Source organism: Pseudarthrobacter xylosi, assembly GCF_055412765.1.
Map to the genome: position 1 here is coordinate 1 of NZ_JBVAYT010000011.1, position 16,845 is coordinate 16,845.

At 65.5% G+C, this 16,845-nt stretch carries 15 protein-coding genes; 13 read left to right on the forward strand and 2 right to left on the reverse strand.

The features are described 5' to 3' along the window. Nucleotides 1-260 precede the first annotated feature (260 nt). The 13 genes from ACZY1F_RS19015 (at nt 261) to ACZY1F_RS19075 (ending at nt 15,186) form a co-directional block, all read left to right on the forward strand. Nucleotides 261-1,736, forward strand: a complete 1,476-nt coding sequence (locus tag ACZY1F_RS19015; RefSeq protein ID WP_463944134.1) for a polysaccharide deacetylase family protein — start codon at nt 261-263, stop codon at nt 1,734-1,736. Nucleotides 1,737-1,904: 168 nt separating this feature from the next. Further along, the gene (locus ACZY1F_RS19020; protein ID WP_463943942.1) at nt 1,905-2,630 is read left to right on the forward strand and encodes a FadR/GntR family transcriptional regulator; all 726 of its coding nucleotides are present in this window, start codon (nt 1,905-1,907) and stop codon (nt 2,628-2,630) included. A 169-nt stretch (nt 2,631-2,799) separates the two neighbouring features. After that, nucleotides 2,800-4,227: an aspartate ammonia-lyase gene (locus ACZY1F_RS19025; protein WP_463943944.1), complete on the forward strand. Its 1,428-nt coding sequence runs from the start codon at nt 2,800-2,802 to the stop codon at nt 4,225-4,227. Between the two features lie 223 nt (nt 4,228-4,450). After that, on the forward strand, nt 4,451-5,740 hold the full coding sequence (locus tag ACZY1F_RS19030; protein WP_463943946.1) for a dicarboxylate/amino acid:cation symporter: 1,290 nt from the start codon (nt 4,451-4,453) through the stop codon (nt 5,738-5,740). Between the two features lie 26 nt (nt 5,741-5,766). Then, nucleotides 5,767-6,033 (forward strand): winged helix-turn-helix domain-containing protein, encoded by a 267-nt coding sequence (locus ACZY1F_RS19035; protein WP_463943948.1) that lies wholly within the window; start codon nt 5,767-5,769, stop codon nt 6,031-6,033. A gap of 132 nt (nt 6,034-6,165) precedes the next feature. Continuing rightward, a complete protein-coding gene (locus ACZY1F_RS19040; RefSeq protein ID WP_463943950.1) occupies nt 6,166-6,900 on the forward strand; it encodes a FadR/GntR family transcriptional regulator in 735 nt (244 codons plus the stop codon). 13 nt (nt 6,901-6,913) lie between these two features. Continuing rightward, nucleotides 6,914-8,035: an asparaginase gene (locus tag ACZY1F_RS19045; protein WP_463943951.1), complete on the forward strand. Its 1,122-nt coding sequence runs from the start codon at nt 6,914-6,916 to the stop codon at nt 8,033-8,035. Nucleotides 8,036-8,045: 10 nt separating this feature from the next. After that, complete coding sequence (locus ACZY1F_RS19050; RefSeq protein ID WP_463943952.1) at nt 8,046-9,560, forward strand: amino acid permease; 1,515 nt, start codon at nt 8,046-8,048, stop codon at nt 9,558-9,560. Nucleotides 9,561-9,737: 177 nt separating this feature from the next. After that, entirely contained in the window at nt 9,738-9,986 is a 249-nt protein-coding gene (locus ACZY1F_RS19055; protein WP_463943954.1) for an SCO4226 family nickel-binding protein, read from the forward strand. A 96-nt stretch (nt 9,987-10,082) separates the two neighbouring features. Beyond that, complete coding sequence (locus ACZY1F_RS19060) at nt 10,083-10,571, forward strand: universal stress protein (RefSeq protein ID WP_463943956.1); 489 nt, start codon at nt 10,083-10,085, stop codon at nt 10,569-10,571. A gap of 131 nt (nt 10,572-10,702) precedes the next feature. Then, nucleotides 10,703-12,019, forward strand: a complete 1,317-nt coding sequence (locus tag ACZY1F_RS19065) for an ATP-binding protein (protein ID WP_463918975.1) — start codon at nt 10,703-10,705, stop codon at nt 12,017-12,019. Nucleotides 12,020-12,203: 184 nt separating this feature from the next. Beyond that, a complete protein-coding gene (locus ACZY1F_RS19070; protein WP_463943958.1) occupies nt 12,204-13,820 on the forward strand; it encodes an HNH endonuclease signature motif containing protein in 1,617 nt (538 codons plus the stop codon). 124 nt (nt 13,821-13,944) lie between these two features. Further along, nucleotides 13,945-15,186, forward strand: a complete 1,242-nt coding sequence (locus tag ACZY1F_RS19075) for a low temperature requirement protein A (protein WP_463943960.1) — start codon at nt 13,945-13,947, stop codon at nt 15,184-15,186. On the opposite strand, the gene ACZY1F_RS19080 is transcribed toward ACZY1F_RS19075, so the two are convergent. Together ACZY1F_RS19080 and gluQRS are read right to left on the reverse strand one after the other, a co-directional pair. Continuing rightward, nucleotides 15,183-15,869, reverse strand: a complete 687-nt coding sequence (locus ACZY1F_RS19080) for an HD domain-containing protein (RefSeq protein WP_463943962.1) — start codon at nt 15,867-15,869, stop codon at nt 15,183-15,185. The genes ACZY1F_RS19075 and ACZY1F_RS19080 overlap by 4 nt on opposite strands. Before the next feature lie 45 nt (nt 15,870-15,914). Then, entirely contained in the window at nt 15,915-16,796 is an 882-nt protein-coding gene (gluQRS, locus tag ACZY1F_RS19085) for a tRNA glutamyl-Q(34) synthetase GluQRS (RefSeq protein ID WP_463943964.1), read from the reverse strand. Between the last annotated feature and the right edge of the window lie 49 nt (nt 16,797-16,845).

Here is a 16,845-nt window from a genome sequence, read left to right on the forward strand (position 1 = left end):
TCACCATCAGCGGCAACCCGCCCGCAACCAGCGCCACCATCACCGGACTCACCAACGGCACCGCCTACACCTTCACCGTCACCGCCACCAACACCGTGGGCACCTCACCCGCCTCAGCAGCATCGGGCCCCGTCACCCCCGCCGCGGCCGCGACGGCACCCGCGGCACCGACCGCAGTCACCGCCACCGCAGGTAACGCCTCCGCAACCGTGAACTGGACCGCACCCAACAACGGCGGCTCACCCATCACCTCCTACACCGTGACCCCACGCACCGGCACCACCAACCTCACCCCCGTCACCATCANGGCGCTTGACGATGGGTGGGCCAGCCAGTACAATAATGCGCTGCCCGTCCTGAACAAGTACGGGGTTCCGGCCACGATGTACATCTACACGGAGGCGATCAATGACGTTCCGCTCTACATGACGCAGGCCCAAATCCAGGCCTTCGCCAACCGTGGCGACGAGATCGCGTCCCACACCATCACCCACACGGACCTGACCACACTCACCGCCACTCAACGCAATAACGAGCTTTCGCAGAGCAAGGCCACGCTGCAGCAGATGTTTGGTCCGTCAGCCGCGATCGATTTCGCTTCGCCCTACGGGGCGTACAACGCGACGACCACAACGGCGGTAAAGAATTACTACGCCACCCAGCGCAACACCGACGGCGGGTTCAACGCCCGGGCCGGCTTCGATCCGTACAACATCCGGGTGCAGAACGTTGTTTCCACCACCTCGAACGCAACGATCCAGGGTTGGATAAATTCCGCGAAGGCCAACAACACCTGGCTGGTGCTGGTCTACCACGAGGTGGGAGCGAATCTCGGCGGGGATATTTATCACACGGACACGGCCGTGTTCGACTCCCACCTGGCCGCGGTGAAAAACAGCGGGCTGGCCATGGTCACCGTCCGCCAGGGCGCCCAGGCGTTTGCCTCGACAACCACCACGGCACCGGCGGCACCGGCCGGGGTCACCGCCACCGCCGGGAACGCCTCCGCGACCCTGTCCTGGACCGCACCGAACAACGGCGGCTCACCCATCACCTCATACACCGTGACCCCACGCACCGGCACCACCAACCTCACCCCAGTCACCGTCACCGGCAACCCGCCCGCAACCAGCACCACCATCACCGGACTCACCAACGGCACCGCCTACACCTTCACCCTCACCGCCACCAACACCGTCGGCACCTCCCCAGCCTCCCCCGCATCCAACACCGTCACCCCCACCGCTACCGCCACAGGGACCTCAATCACCAACGGCGGATTCGAATCAGGCCTCACCGGCTGGACCACCGGCGGCGTCCGAGCCCCCGTAGCCTCCACCACCGCCCGCACCGGAACCGGCTCCGCCCTCCTGGGCCTGACCTCGGGCGCGGAGCCCCTCGGGGATAGCATCCTGTCCCAGACCATCGCCGTCCCGGCCACCGGGACCCCCACCCTGTCCTTCTGGTACAAGCCCCACACCACCGATGAACCCTGCACCGGAACCGCCTGCCGATACGACTGGATGGAAGGACAACTACGCTCCACCACCGGCACCGTCCTGCGAAGCCTCTTCAAGCGCGCCAGCAACTCCGCCACCTGGACCCTCATCACCGCGGACCTCAGCGCCTACCGAGGGCAGACCATCACCCTCTGGCTCAACGTCCACCTCGACGGAGCCGTCCCCGCAGACGACACCTGGATGTACGTCGACGACGCCACCCTCACCATCAATTAGCTTGCAGATGCACCGGCCCGGCGACGGCAGGAGCGGGGGTCAGACGGAGGCCCCTGATTGTGCCGGGAAGCCGCACGTCACGCGTCAACTTCGAATTGCACGGGCTCGAGCCCGTCGCCGGCCTCCGCGTCCTTGACACTGCATGATGACAGGTGCCATAGTCTTCATATGGACCTGTTGGACAGCTGGACAGCTAGACAAGATCGCATCGTCCGGGTGGGCGCCGCTGAAGCCGTCTTCGCCTCACTCCGGGGGGCCATCGAAGGCGGCAAGATTCCCGTCGGTACGCGCCTGGACTCGGAGACATCGCTAGCCAAGCAGTACGGCGTGAGCCGCACAATGGTCCGCGAAGCCCTGCGCTCATGCACCGCGCTCGGGCTCACCGCCACCCATACCGGAAAGGGCACGTTCGTCATCGCTGACCGGGTTGCCTCTGACCTCAAGCTTGGCAAGTACTCCGCGCGTGCCCTGGTAGAGGCGCGGCCGCACATCGAAGTTCCTGCAGCGGGCTTGGCCGCCGAGCGCCGCAGCAACGAAGACGTGGAGGCACTTCGGGAAATTCTCCAGGAGATGTCCCGCGCGGATGACCTGCAGCAGTGGGTGCTCCTGAACACCGAGTTCCACGCCACGATCGCCCGGTGCAGCGGAAACGGCGTCTTTGAGCAGTTTCTGTCCGACATTGTCGATGCAATGGCGAACCAGTCGAACACGCTCAACCTCGTTGCGGACCGGCGTGCCGAGTCCGGTGAAGAACATGCCCGCATCTTCGAAGCCATCGAGAGGGGCTCGGTGGAAGGCGCACGCGAAGCGATGACCCTACACCTCCATGGCGTGGAATGCGCCTTGAGCACCGTTGTCCCCGGAGGAACGACGCCGGCCGGCCTCATCCCATAGTCCACCGGCCCCCTAAGTCCCCCGTCCCGCCCGCCCTACTCAGGAACAGCTGGCGATCCCGCCCAGCGATTCCCCGCCCGCCTACTCTGCGGTGCAGCTACAACGCGCCTCCCGCACACCCTGAACGTATTCCGTCCTAGCCCGTCAACGAAGCCCTGTGAGGACAAAAATGACCAGCAGCCTGACCGCCATTGATGCCGTTCCGGAGACCCGGTCCGAGCATGACCTTTTGGGTGACCGCGACGTCCCCGTGAACGCCTACTGGGGTGTCCACACGCTCCGCGCCGTGGAAAACTTCCCCATCACCGGGCAACCCCTGTCTTCCAACATGCACCTGGTCCGGGGACTCGCCGCCGTGAAGCTAGCCGCCGCCCGCACCAACCGCGAACTGGGACTACTGGATGCCGAACGCGGCCAGGCAATCGAGCAGGCGTGCACCGACATCATGAACGGCCAACTGGCCGACCAGTTCGTGGTGGACGTCATCCAGGGCGGCGCCGGGACGTCGTCGAACATGAACGCGAACGAGGTCATCGCCAACCGGGCGCTGGAAATCCTGGGCCACCCCAAAGGCGACTACGCCCGCCTGCACCCCAACGACCACGTGAACCTCAGCCAATCCACCAACGACGTCTACCCCACAGCCGTGAAACTGGGAACAATCTTCGCCGGCCGGGAACTGCTGGACGCACTGGCCGAACTCGAAGAAGCCTTCGCCGCCAAAGCACTGGAATTCCGCACCGTGGTGAAGATGGGCCGCACTCAGCTGCAGGACGCCGTCCCCATGACACTGGGCCAGGAGTTCGGCACCTACGCCATCACCATCGGCGAAGACCGGCTGCGCCTCGCCGAGGCGGAACTGCTCATCCACGAAATCAACCTCGGGGCCACAGCCATCGGCACCGGCCTGAACGCGCCCGCCGGCTACACCGAAGCAGCCTGCCGGCACCTGGCCGAGGTCACCGGGCTCCCCCTAGTCACCGCCGTCGACCTCATCGAGGCAACCCAGGATGTGGGCGCCTTTGTGCACCTGTCCGGTGTGCTCAAGCGCGTGGCCGTGAAGCTCTCCAAGATCTGCAACGACCTCCGCCTGCTGTCCTCGGGCCCGCGCGCCGGCTTCGGCGAGATCAACCTGCCGGCCGTCCAGTCCGGCTCCTCCATCATGCCCGGCAAGATCAACCCGGTGATCCCGGAAGTGGTCAGCCAGGTGGCCTACGAGGTCATCGGCAACGACGTCACCATCACCATGGCCGCCGAAGCCGGCCAGCTCCAGCTCAACGCCTTCGAACCCATCATTGTCCACAGCCTCCACAAGAGCATCTCCCACCTCGAAGCTGCCTGCCGCACCCTTTCGGCACGCTGCGTCCGGGGCATCACCGCCAACACCGAGCATCTCCGGCTCACCGTGGAACAGTCAATCGGCCTGGTGACGGCCCTGAATCCCCACCTTGGCTACGCCACGGCCACCGCCATCGCCCAGGAAGCTCTCGCCACGGGCAAGGGAGTGGCCGAACTCGTGCTCGAACACGGCCTGCTTACCGCCGCCCAGCTCCAGGAACTCCTCAGTCCCGAGCGCCTGGCGAACCTCAGCAAGTAGTCCCCAACCGCCCCCTAACCTCGCAAGCTCGGTCAGGGAACCCGGCGGTCGTGGGCCCACCAACCGCCCCCTAACAGCAGACGCCGTTCCCCGGTCGCTTCATCCGATCCGGGGTACCCCGTCGTGCCCAAAATCCCCCGCCGGATTCCGAGAATCGGCCCTCAAAGACGAGGACCGCGCCCCAGACCAGGGCTGAATCGCGGCACTAACCGAAGGATTGTCCTTGAAAAACAAATCGACAAAGTGGATTCTGGCGTCACTCCTGATGGGAATCATCAGCGGCCTGGTATTTCACTGGCTCCTTCCCGGTGATATGCGGGATTCCCTTGTAGCCGTCTTCGACACAGTGACGCATATGTTCCTGAACCTGATCAAGATGATCATTGCCCCATTGATCTTCGCTACGTTGGTCTCGGGCATCGCCGGAGCCGCGAAATCAGCCGGGGTGGGAAAGCTATTCGGGCGCGCAATGATCTGGTTCCTCAGCGCCTCGGCACTGGTGGGCGCGTTCGGCTTCATCATGGCCCACCTGCTCAACGTGGGCTCTGGTCTTCACCTCGTACCAACCGGTGATGCGGTCCTGGAGTCGAAGCCCCTCGATTTCCAGGCGTTCATCACCAACATCATTCCCACCAGCGTTTTCTCAGCCCTGACCACGAACAACCCACTGCAGATCCTTGTATTCGGCGCTCTCTTCGGCATCGCCCTGCTGAATCTCCGGAAGAGTGGCCACTCCTCCATTGCTGATGCGATCGACGAGCTGATGAAGGTCATGTTGAAGGTCACCGGCTATGTGATGCTGGCAGCCCCGGTGGGCGTTTTCGCCGGAATCGCCTCGGCATTCACCGCGAAGGGCCTGGACGCGTTTTCCACCTATGCCTCATTCATCGGCGGATTCTACGTTTCCCTCTCGGCCCTGTGGGTCATCATGATCGGCGTCGCCACGGCGTTCCTCGGCCGTGCGGCTTTCGGGTTGGTGCGAATGGTCCGCGAACCCATGGTCATAGCGTTCGCCACGTCCAGCAGCGAAGCGGCCTTGCCCAAACTCATCGAAGGCCTGACCAAGTTCGGCATCGAAAAACGGACCACCGGGTTCGTGCTGCCGCTGGGATACTCGTTCAACGTTGACGGTTCCATGATGTACATGACCTTCTCTTCCGTCTTCCTCATCAACGCCTACGGCATCGACATGGACCTGGGCCAGCAGATCGCAATGACAGCCATGCTCCTGCTCAGCAGTAAAGGCATGGCCGGCGTTCCCCGGGGTTCGCTTGTGGTTCTCGCCGCCGTCGTGCCGGCCTTCGGAGTCCCGGCTGCCGGCATTGCCGTCCTGTTGGTAGTGGACCAGTTGCTGGATATGGGCCGCACGGCCACTAATATTCTCGGAAATGCCATCGCCACCGCCGTCATCGGCAGGAAACACGACCAAGCCACACCCGAAGCAGACGGGATCCCGGCAGCAGCGGACGCGGACCAGAGCCTGGCTCCCGCCTCCGCTCCCGCAATGCACTGATCGTCTGGCCCTGAAAGGAATTAGAAATGGTTTACTCATTCCCCCAGGATGCGGCCGGGCTCACCAACGTGAGGTCAAGGATCATCGGATATCTCGCCAGCAACGGGGCGAGCAAGGTGTCCGACATCAGCAGCGCCGTCGGGTCCTCCAGGAACAACGTCCGCTACCACCTGGCCGTGCTCGAGGCTGATTCGCTGATCCGCTCCAACATTTCCCCCGGCACAAGGACCGGCTGCACGCCCTTTTATGCCCTTGCACGTGTGACTGCCGAGTCCAGGGAGCGGATCCACTGATCCGCGGCTGACGTACGGCGGCGGGTCTCGCCTGAGGAAGACGACGCGTTTACCTCAGGCGAGAGCGCCGCGAATCACCCGCCAGTCACCACCCGGGTTGACACGGCGTGTGACCAGTGCCATATTTTATGTGTGAACCTGTCAGACAGCCGGACAGCAGGACAGCCTGCGGAGTCCACCCACGAGCAGCCTTCCGGAGCGCAGCCCCTGGCCCGCCTCAGTGCTGCCGAGGCGGTGTTCAACGCCATCCGTTCAGACATCGAGTCCGGTCAGGTCCCGGTAGGTGGAAAGCTCAGCTCCGAGGCCACGCTCTCCCAGCAGTACGGGGTCAGCCGCTCGGTCATCCGCGAGGCACTCCGGTCCTGCACAGCCTTGGGCCTGACCGTCACCAAAACAGGCAAAGGCACGTTTGTGGTTGCCAACAAGGTGGCGAATGACCTAACCCTGGGGCAGTACTCCGCGCGGGACCTCACCGAGGCCCGCCCGCACATCGAAGTTCCGGCAGCGGGACTGGCGGCCCGCCGCCGGACGGAGGAGGAACTCGAGACGCTGCGGCACATTGTGGCCGCCATGACCACTGAGGCGGACCCCGAATCCTGGGTTGCCTTGGACTCCAGCTTCCACGCCGCCATCGCCCGCGCCAGCGGCAACAAAGTGTTCGCCAGCGTGGTGGCCGACATCCGGGGAGCCCTCGCCTTCCAGTCGGAAACCCTGAACATGGTGGCCGACCGCCAGCACGCGTCGGACATCGAGCACCAGCAGATCCTGGCCGCCATCGAGGCAGGTTCCGCCGAGGCCGCAAGCCTGGCCATGGCCGAACACCTGCGCGCCGTGGGCGTGGCCCTCGATTCCATCCTTAACAAGTAGCCCCAAGGAACCCATGCCAGCCCCTGCCCTTTCAGCTGCCCGGACTACTGCCACCGGCACTCCCGCACCCGGCATCACCACCAACATCGCCGCCACCGAAGCCGGTGCGCTCCCGCAGCACGCCCCTCTCGTCGTCGCCACCCGCGACGGCCTGGTGGAGAGCATTCACTACGGCTCGGCCATCGCCACAGCAGCGGACGGCTCAATTCTGGCAACGGCTGGCGACCCTTTGGCCCCGTTCTACCCGCGCTCTTCCCTCAAGCCCTTGCAGGCCGTGGCCATGGTCCGCGCCGGCCTGAACCTCCCCGCGGATCTGCTTGCCCTGGCCGCTGCCAGCCACTCCGGCGGAGCCAAGCACCGCGGCGGCACTCAACGAATCCTCGCCATGCACGGGCTGGCCGTGGGCGACCTCGAGAACAGCACCGACCTGCCCTACGGCGCCAGCGACCGCGAGGACTGGCTCCGCACCGGATTCCTCGCCACGCAACTGACCCAGAACTGCTCGGGCAAGCACGCCGCCATGGCCGCCACGTGTGTTATCAACGGCTGGCCGGTCAAGGGCTATCTCGACCCGTCCCACCCCCTGCAGCAGTTGGTCGCGGCCACCGTCACCGAGCTGACCGGCGAGGATCCCTTCGCCCGCAGCACGGATGGCTGCGGCACCCCGCTCTTCGCCCTCACCCTCCGCGGCATGGCCCGCGCGTTCGGCATCATCGCGGCGGCCGCAGCGATTGCCAGCACCTCCGACGACGGCGGGACCGCCCCGCTGCCTGCGGAAGCCGCCGTCGGACTCGCCATGAGACAACACCCTGACATGGTGGCCGGCGAGAGCCGGGACGTCACCGCCCTGATGCGGCTCCTCCCCGGAGCCGTGGCGAAGGACGGTTTCGAAGGCGTGCAGCTGGTGGGCCTGCCGGATGGCCGCGCAGTGGCCGTAAAGATTTCCGACGGCGGCGACCGCGCCCGGATGCCTGCCACCGTCCACCTGCTTGAATCACTCGGCGTGGACACCGGTCCGCTCGCCGGCATCGCCACCGCCCCTGTCCTGGGCGGCGGCCACAAAGTGGGTCTTCTCCACGCCACCGATTTCCTGCCTGCACCAACCCTGTCCAAACCCGTCAACGAAGCCCTGTGAGGACCCCATCATGACGAATTCCCCCATCCCTGACCATCTCATCGACGGCGGCCACGCGCATGCCTCCGAGTCTGCCCTGCACGCGGAGGACAAGGGGTATCACAAGAACCTCAAACCGCGGCAGATCCAGATGATCGCGATCGGCGGTGCGATCGGTACCGGCCTGTTCCTCGGCGCTGGCGGCCGCCTGAACGCCGCCGGCCCGTCGCTGGTCATCGCCTACGCCGTCTGCGGGTTCTTCGCGTTCCTCATCCTGCGGGCCCTGGGCGAACTGGTCCTGCACCGGCCCTCCTCCGGCTCGTTCGTTTCCTACGCCCGGGAATTCTTCGGCGAGAAAGCCGCGTTCGTGTCCGGCTGGTTCTACTGGATCAACTGGGCCACCACCACCATCGTGGACATCACCGCCGCCGCGCTCTACATGAACTTCTTCGGCCACTACATCCCCTGGATGGCCGAGGTCCCGCAATGGGCCTGGGCCCTGATCGCCCTCCTGGTGGTCCTGGCCCTGAACCTCGTCTCCGTTAAGGTCTTCGGCGAACTCGAATTCTGGTTCGCCATCATCAAAGTCGCAGCCCTGGTGGTCTTCCTCGTTGTCGGCACGTACTTTGTCATCTTCGGCACCCCCGTCGACGGCCAACCCGTGGGCCTGAGCCTGCTCTCGGATAACGGCGGGATCTTCCCCAACGGCCTGCTCCCCATGATCATCCTCATGCAGGGCGTCCTCTTCGCCTACGCCTCCATCGAACTCGTCGGCACCGCCGCCGGCGAGACCGAAAACCCGGAAAAGATCATGCCCAAAGCCATCAACTCCGTGGTCTTCCGCATCGCCGTGTTCTACGTCGGCTCCGTCATCCTCCTCGCCCTCCTCCTCCCGTACACCTCCTACGAGAAGGGCGTCAGCCCCTTCGTGACGTTCTTCGGCTCCATCGGCATCCAAGGCGTGGACGTGATCATGAACCTCGTCGTCCTCACCGCCGCACTCTCCTCCCTGAACGCCGGCCTCTACTCCACCGGCCGGATCCTGCGCTCCATGTCCGTGAACGGCTCCGCCCCCAAATTCGCCGGCCGCATGAACAAAGCCGGCGTCCCCTACGGCGGCATCGCCATCACCGCCGGAGTGTCCCTCCTCGGCGTCCCCCTGAACTACCTCGTGCCGGCGCAGGCCTTCGAAATCGTCCTCAACGTCGCCTCTGTCGGCATCGTCATGACCTGGGCCACCATCGTCCTGTGCCAGATCCAACTCCAACGCTGGGCTGACAAAGGCTGGCTCCAACGCCCCTCCTTCCGGATGTTCGGGGCCCCCTACACCGGCTACCTCTCCCTCCTCTTCCTCGCCGGCGTCCTGATCATGGTCTTCATCGACTCACCCCTGACCATGCTCGTCACCGCCATCGCCTCCGTTCTCATGGTCTTCGGCTGGTACGCCTGCCGGGCACGCATCCGCGAAATCGCCGAAACCCGCGACGGCCACACCGGCACCGCCCCCGTCATCGCCAACCCACCCGCGCAAACTTTCAAGAAGTAGCGCCCTGCCGGCCAGCCGCCAGTGACGCCCGACGGCGGCACCTGGGTTCTACAGACACGGAATCAAGGTGCCGCCGTCGTCGCTTCCAGAATCCTCTTGACGGTTCACAGACGCAGGTCTAACGTCGGCCACATCCCGCTGTTTCAACGGTGAAATCAGTTAAGGAGCGTCAAGATCATGCCGGAATTCATGGACGTTCATCGCAACATGGTCGGAATCACGCAGGAAGCCCTGAGAGCAGCCCACGACGCCGATCTTGCCATTCAAAGCGACGAGAGCGTTGACTTCAAATCTGCCTGGGCCGATCCCGAGTCCGGCCTGGTTTACTGCCTGTCCGAGGCCCCCTCTGCGGAAGCTGTACGGCGTATCCACGAGCGCGCGGGCCACCCCGCCGACGAAGTCCACCCGGTTCCGATCAAAGTCTGATCAGCCAGCAGAGTTCGACGGCGGTACGCCGGGTTCCATTCACCCGGAACCCGGCGTACCGCCGTCGTCCGTTTCCATTTTCCAAGGAGGACCGTGATGGACAATACGGAAGCCAAGATTGTTGTCGGGGTGGACGGCTCCGATTCCTCGGTGCAGGCGCTGCGGTTCGCCGCACGACTGGCGCCCGCCCTCGACGCCCGGATCCACGCCGTGGCCTGCTGGGACTTTCCGCAAATCTACGCCGGCTACATTCCGCCGGACTTTGACGCCTTCGAAGGGGCCGCTGCCAAGACCCTGGCCGAGGCGCTCGGCAAAGCATTCGGGCCGGACCTTCCCGTGAACATCAGCCAGGAGCTGGTCCGCGGCCCCGCGCCCGCCAAGCTGGTCGAAGCCGGTGCGGACGCCGCGATGCTGGTGGTCGGCCGCCGCGGGCACGGCGGAGTCACCGGTATGCATCTGGGGTCTGTGAGCTCAGCATGCGTTTCTCACGCTGCCTGCCCGGTCCTGGTAGTGCATACGGACGCAAGCCACCGACCACACCATCTCTGGAAGGGCTCCAAGGGCGAGAAAACGTCGAGGCTGTAGCCCCGGATCCGCCCGTGCGTAATGCAACGCCCCCGCAACCCCCGTGCGGGAGGTGATCGCCTATGCTCAGCAGAGCGAGTCACACGCGACCTCTGTAAAAGTTCAACGACGAACCACCCGGGAGACACGGCATGACCAACTGGCGGATCAGGGATTTCCATTCAGCAGACCTGGACGGGATCCTGCACCTCTGGGAGTCACTCAAGGCCTCTGATGTTGAGCCCGTCTATGCGCTCTCCGAGGTCCTCGCATCCTGCGAGAAGGACCACGCGGTGGTGGCGGTGCAGGGCGACCAGGTGGTGGGCGCCGCCGTCGGACGCGCCGCACACGACCAGGGCTGGATCGTCTTCCTGGCCACGCTGCCGGAATACCGCGGGCGCGGGATCGGCACATCGCTGCTCGCCGCCGTCGAAAACCGCATGGCCCCGCACGGCCTCAACAAACTCTCCGCGCTGATGCCGGAAGCGGAAACCCGGGTGGAGGCGTTCCTCAGCCGCGGCTTCGCGCTCAAGAAGAACCTGCGCTATTTCGAACGGACCATCCCCGTTCAGCGGCAGGAGCTGGGCGCGCTGGGCCAGCTGGGCGGCCGCATTTTGGCCCGCGACCTGTGGGAGAACGTGGCCGGCATGCGCAAGGAAAAGGAACTCCTGGAGCGCCGGCTGGTGCTGCCCCTCGCCGAGGCCGATCTCGCCGATGAATACGGTGTGGTGCCGCCGCGCGCCGTGGTCCTCTTTGGTCCTCCCGGCACCGGCAAAACCACGTTTGCGAAGGCCATCGCATCCCGGCTCGAGTGGCCGTTCGTGGAGGTCTTCCCGTCCCGGCTGGCCTCCGATCCCAAGGGCCTCGCCGGCGCCCTGCGCGAAACGTTCCTCGAGATCGCGGAGCTGGAACACTGCGTGGTGTTCATCGACGAGGTGGAAGAGATCGCCTCACAGCGTTCGGGCGAACCGCCTTCACCGCTGCAGGGCGTCACGAACGAGCTCCTGAAGATCATTCCGGCGTTCCGTGAACAGCCCGGCCGCCTGTTGGTGTGCGCCACCAACTTCATTCGCGCGCTGGACACTGCCTTCCTTCGCCACGGCCGGTTCGACTACGTCATCCCCATCGGCCTCCCGGACCGCCAGGCCCGCGAAGCCATGTGGCAGCGCTTCATCCCGGCCACCGTGGTGGACGACGTGGACGTGGAGCTCCTGGTGGAACGGACCGAGGGGTTCTCCCCCGCGGACATTGAGTACGCCGCCCGCAGCGCCTCCCAGCGGGCGCTGGAAAAGGCAGTGTACGACGACGGCGGCGCGGCTTCCGGCGGCAATGCTTCAGTCCGCGAGGCCGTCCGGAAGGGGCCCTCCACGCAGGACTACCTCGACGCGATCGGGGAAACCAGGACCACCGTCAGCCAGGAAGTCCACGAGCTGTTCCTTGAGGACATCGACGCGCTGGGGCGGGTCTAAGCCTCCGGGCCCAGGGCCCGAACGTATACCAGGGGCCCCTGCCGTTGGCGCGAACGGACACTTGGGGCCCTGGCCTGTGACGCCCGTGGCGGTTGGCTCATTGCAGTTGATCGCCGTCGCAAAGATATGCACATAGCCATCTACCCTCCCGCTCATTGTCAGACCCTCCGGGGATGATTTAGGTATGGATAGCAGAGCAGCTGTGGCGACGGCGGAGGCCCTTTCGGCGTCTTTCGCTGAGCTCGCTGCACGGCTCCGTGGCGGGGCAGACTGCAAGGGTTCCGGTGCTGATCCGCTGCGGCGGGCGGCGGATGGATTCCTGGACGGGCTGGCGGAGATCTCGCGACTGGACGCGAAAAGTGCCGCCCTGAAGGTCTGGCTGGCTGCCGGTTACAGCGCCGCTGCCGAGGCCCTGGCGGGCCCGGCTGAGTCCCCGCAGGACCACAGGGGCCAGGAGATGGCCGTGGTCGCCGAGGTTGCCTGCGCCATGACGGTCAGTGAACGCTCCGCGGGCGCGCTGCTCGGCGAATCGCACGTCCTGACGACGGCTCTGCAGCTGACGTTGTCCGCGTTGCAGGCCGGGACCATTTCGTGGCAGCACGCGAGGATCATGGTCGACGAAACCATGAACCTGGACCATGCGGGCGCTGCGGCGTTGGAGGCGCATTTTCTGGACCCCGAGGCCGTGAATCCGGCACGGGGCCCGGCCGGGGAAATGGTCCCTGGCCGGTTCCGGGCCAAGGCCCGGACCTGGCGGGAACGGCACCACCCGGTCAGCATCGAAAAACGCCACGCACGCGGTGTCCGGGATCGGCGGGTGGAGTATTCCCCGGACCGGGACGGCATGGCCTGGCTTTCCGCGTACCTGCCCGCCGACCAGGCGGCGGGGATCTGGGACCGCACCACCACCGCCGCCCGAGCCCTCCAAGGACCGGACGAGGACCGGAACCTCAGCCAGCTCCGGGCGGACACCATCGCCACCTTGCTGCTTGAGCGGATCGGCGATGCGGCCGGGGACGTGGACGGGAATGGCGGTGTCCCCTCGCCGCGGGCCCAAGTCCTCGTGACCGTGCCGGTGTTCGCGCTGATGGGCCTCACAAAGGAGCCCGCCATGCTCGACGGATACGGACCTATCCCGCCCTCGATGGCCCGTCGTCTCGTCACCGACGGCGCCGAATCGTTCCACCGCGTCCTGATCGACCCGCGTGATGGTGCTCCGTTGGAGATTGGGCGGAGCAGCTACCGGGTCACGAAAGCCCAACGCCAATGGCTCAGGCTGCGGGACGGCAAGTGCCCGTTTCCGGGCTGCAGCAACCACTCCCTCGACAACGAAGCCGACCACCTCCTCGCCTGGGCCCACGGCGGCACCACCGGGATAACGAATCTCGGCCAGCCCTGCCACAAACACCACAGACTCAGACACATCACCGGTTGGAAGCCCACCACCGCCACCAAGAACGAACCACCCGGCTGGATATCACCCACCGGACGCCGCTACACCAGCGAACACCCCGACTGGGAACCACCCCACTGGCCACCCGGGATGCTTGACGTGTTAGGTCACCAAGAACCTGCTTGTCCACCGCCCGAGGACGCTCTGCCCAAAAGCATCCTGCCCTCACACACGCTGTCCTCGCACACGGTGTCCTCAAGCACTCTGCCCGGATGCCAGCTCCCTGCAAACCCCTCGCCGGGGTGGGCCGAGCTGTGGTCAGTCCTTCAAGAACCGCAGCCTTCCTTGTCCGTAGCTGACTTTCTCTGGTTGACTGCGCAGCCACTCCGCAACGGCGCCGCACCTTGACCCCGTCAGGGAGCGTCAGTAAGGCCGCTTTTGACCACGTAGTTAGTCCCTTTCAGGCGGCACCGTGTCACACAGCCGTCACTGCTCTGGAGCTGGCCACGGCCCGGGCGGTAATCTTTGTCCCATGTCCACAAACCCCCTCAGGCATGCCATGGCCCGCATGGGCGGACGGGATCCACATGAGAAGCACCGAGCCGCCACACCGCTGGAGCTGTTCTTCGACCTGACGTTTGTCATTGCCTTCGGTGTGGCCGGGAGCCAGTTCGCACACGAAATCGCCGAAGCCCACTTCGGCGCCGGACTGCTGGGATTCTCCTTCGCGATGTTCGCCGTGATCTGGGCCTGGATCAACTTCACGTGGTTTGCCAGCGCCTATGACACCGACGACTGGGTGTTCCGCGTGGTCACGATGGTCCAGCTTCTCGGGGTCCTGATCCTGGCCATGGGCATTGAGCCGATGTTCCATTCGCTCGTGGAGGGCGACCACGTGGACAACGCCGTGATGGTGGGCGGCTACGTGATCATGCGCCTGGCCTTGGTCTTCCAGTGGCTGCGCGCGGCACGGCAGGATCCAGCACGGCGGCAGACCTGCCTGCGGTACGCCACGTACCTTGGCGTGGTTCAGCTCGGCTGGATCGCGGTTCTCGTCGTCGAGGCGGATATCCTGACGACGTTCCTCGTGGCTGCGCCCCTGTTCATCCTGGAAATGGCCACACCCTACGCCGCGGAGCGCCGCATGCGCACCCCCTGGCACGCCCACCACATCGCCGAGCGCTACGGGCTACTCGCCATCATTGCGCTTGGCGAATGCCTGATCGGGGCGATCGAAACCCTCCGCGCCATTGTGGCCCACCATGGCTGGAGCGTCGACGCGGCGCTGGTGGGTTTGGGCGGAACGGCCCTCGCGTTCAGCATGTGGTGGATCTACTTCATCCTGCCCGCCGGCCCGGCCCTACATCTCCAGCGCCACCGCTCATTCTTATTCGGCTACGGGCACATGCTCATCTTTGCTGCCATCGCCGCAACTGGCGCCGGGTTGCACGTGGCGGCCTACTATGTCGACCATGAGGCCCACATCAGCGCCGCCGTGGCCGTGGCCAGCATTGCGGTACCGGTAGCGCTGTTCAAAATCTCGCTGACCTGGCTCTTCAGCGTCATGATTTGCGTGGACCGGATCGTCCTAGCCGTGGCGGCCGGCGTCGTTGTCGCGCTGGCGGGCAGCGTAGGACTTGCCGCCGCCGGGGTCTCGGTGCCGGTCTGCCTGCTGGTGATTGTGCTGGCGCTGGGCGTCTCGATTGTCATTGATGAGAGGCGCGGCACCGAACGGATGAACGCAGCCCTGGAGCAGATGAAAGCAGGAGCCTAGGAAGCTCCGGCTGGCCGGCTGTCCGCCGATTCCGGGGTCTGGACCGGCTCGACCACCGGGGCCGGCTCCGCGGCTGGAGCGTCGTCATACGTCAGGTTCTCGTAGTCGGTGTCGTCTTCGTCGTCGAGCCTGTCGTCCAGCTCCTTCAGGAGCCAGGGATTCACCCGGGCAAGGATCTTGCGGACTTCCTCGACGTCGACGGCGGCATACAGCACCGGACGGGCATCCCGGTACTTGGTGACGGGCGGCTTGTCCGGCCACTTCGCGGCCAGAGCCCTGACGCGTTCGGGCAGCGAATTGTGGGCGTTGTCCGCGATCTTCACCAGGGCCGCGTCGTGGTCCTCGGCGATGAAGTGCATCCCGGCCTGGTAGTCATTGGGGTTATCGTGCAGCCGGTTGGTGACCCGCTCGATGATGTCCGCTGCCCGCTCGGAAACGCCCATGTCCAGCAGTGCCTGCCGCGTGATGGGGGTGTCCTCGGCGATGTCATGAAGGTAACCGGCAATCCGGATGTCGTCGTCGAAATCCGCCAGGGCATCACCTACGGCAATCACATGGTCACGGTAAGGGCGCTTGAGCTTGTCCTTCTGCCGGTTGTGGGCCACCTCGGCCAGGACCTTCGCGGTCTCGACAGTGAATCCCGGTTGAGGGACGTGGGCTTCAATGAATTCGGGTTCCGACATGGCTTAAGCCTACGCGCAGGGCCGCAAGTGGCCGTTCGCGGGCCGCTAGGGGCCGCGCCACACCCACGGTTCCCGCGGGAGGTTCGCAGGGCGGAACGCTGCGAGTGCATGTTCCAGCGTCCCGGCCGGCAACCCCAGGGACTGCAGTATGTGGTTCCGTACGTCAGCTGCGGAAGCGCCCGCGCGGGAGAGGTCTGTCAGGGTCACGGCGCCGTCGCGCTTGGCCAGCCGGGCGCCGTCAGAATTCACCACCAGCGGCACATGCGCATATTCCGGAATGGGAATATTCAACAGCGACGCAAGATACGCCTGCCTGGGCGTGGACAGCAGCAGGTCATCGCCCCGCACTACCTGGTCGATGCCCTGTGCCGCGTCATCCACCACGACGGCCAGGTTGTAGGCGGTGACGCCGTCGTTGCGGCGGAGGACAAAATCGTCCACCACGCCGGTGAAATCGCCGTGCAGCAGATCCCGTACGGCGTACTCCGTTGCCTCGGCACGAAGCCGGATGGCGGCAGGCCGGGTGGAGCGTTTGAACTCCAGCTCAGCAGGGTCGAGGTCCCGGCAGGTGCCCGGGTAGGCGCCCTGCGGGGCGTGCGGCGCTGACGGCGCCTCCTGGATTTCGCGTCGCGTGCAGAAGCATTCGTAGGTGAGGCCTGCCGCAGTCAGCTGCCCGATCGCTTCGGTGTAGACGGCAGCCCGGTCCGTCTGGCGCACGACGGCGCCGTCCCACGTCACGCCCACGGCTTCCAGGTCGCGGAGCTGCTCCGCCTCAGCGCCCGCCCGCGCCCGGTCAAGGTCCTCGACGCGCAGCAGGAAGTCGCGTCCCGTGGACCGGGCAAACAGCCAGGCGAGCATCGCGGTGCGGAGATTGCCTACATGGAGTTCGCCGGAGGGGCTGGGGGCAAAGCGTCCGGCTGGGTTCATGGATCAACCCTAGTCCGGACAGCACAAGAGCCCCTCAGCTACCGATGAC

Excerpts from the sequence above, each read along its gene's own strand:
- ACZY1F_RS19020 (WP_463943942.1), top strand. The coding sequence starts at position 1,905 with ATGGACCTGTTGGACAGCTGGACAGCTAGACAAGATCGCATCGTCCGG.
- ACZY1F_RS19025 (WP_463943944.1), top strand. The coding sequence starts at position 2,800 with ATGACCAGCAGCCTGACCGCCATTGATGCCGTTCCGGAGACCCGGTCC.
- ACZY1F_RS19035 (WP_463943948.1), top strand. The coding sequence starts at position 5,767 with ATGGTTTACTCATTCCCCCAGGATGCGGCCGGGCTCACCAACGTGAGG.
- ACZY1F_RS19045 (WP_463943951.1), top strand. The coding sequence starts at position 6,914 with ATGCCAGCCCCTGCCCTTTCAGCTGCCCGGACTACTGCCACCGGCACT.
- ACZY1F_RS19050 (WP_463943952.1), top strand. The coding sequence starts at position 8,046 with ATGACGAATTCCCCCATCCCTGACCATCTCATCGACGGCGGCCACGCG.
- ACZY1F_RS19055 (WP_463943954.1), top strand. The coding sequence starts at position 9,738 with ATGCCGGAATTCATGGACGTTCATCGCAACATGGTCGGAATCACGCAG.
- ACZY1F_RS19060 (WP_463943956.1), top strand. The coding sequence starts at position 10,083 with ATGGACAATACGGAAGCCAAGATTGTTGTCGGGGTGGACGGCTCCGAT.
- ACZY1F_RS19065 (WP_463918975.1), top strand. The coding sequence starts at position 10,703 with ATGACCAACTGGCGGATCAGGGATTTCCATTCAGCAGACCTGGACGGG.
- ACZY1F_RS19070 (WP_463943958.1), top strand. The coding sequence starts at position 12,204 with ATGGATAGCAGAGCAGCTGTGGCGACGGCGGAGGCCCTTTCGGCGTCT.
- ACZY1F_RS19075 (WP_463943960.1), top strand. The coding sequence starts at position 13,945 with ATGTCCACAAACCCCCTCAGGCATGCCATGGCCCGCATGGGCGGACGG.
- ACZY1F_RS19080 (WP_463943962.1), bottom strand. The coding sequence starts at position 15,869 with ATGTCGGAACCCGAATTCATTGAAGCCCACGTCCCTCAACCGGGATTC.
- gluQRS (WP_463943964.1), bottom strand. The coding sequence starts at position 16,796 with ATGAACCCAGCCGGACGCTTTGCCCCCAGCCCCTCCGGCGAACTCCAT.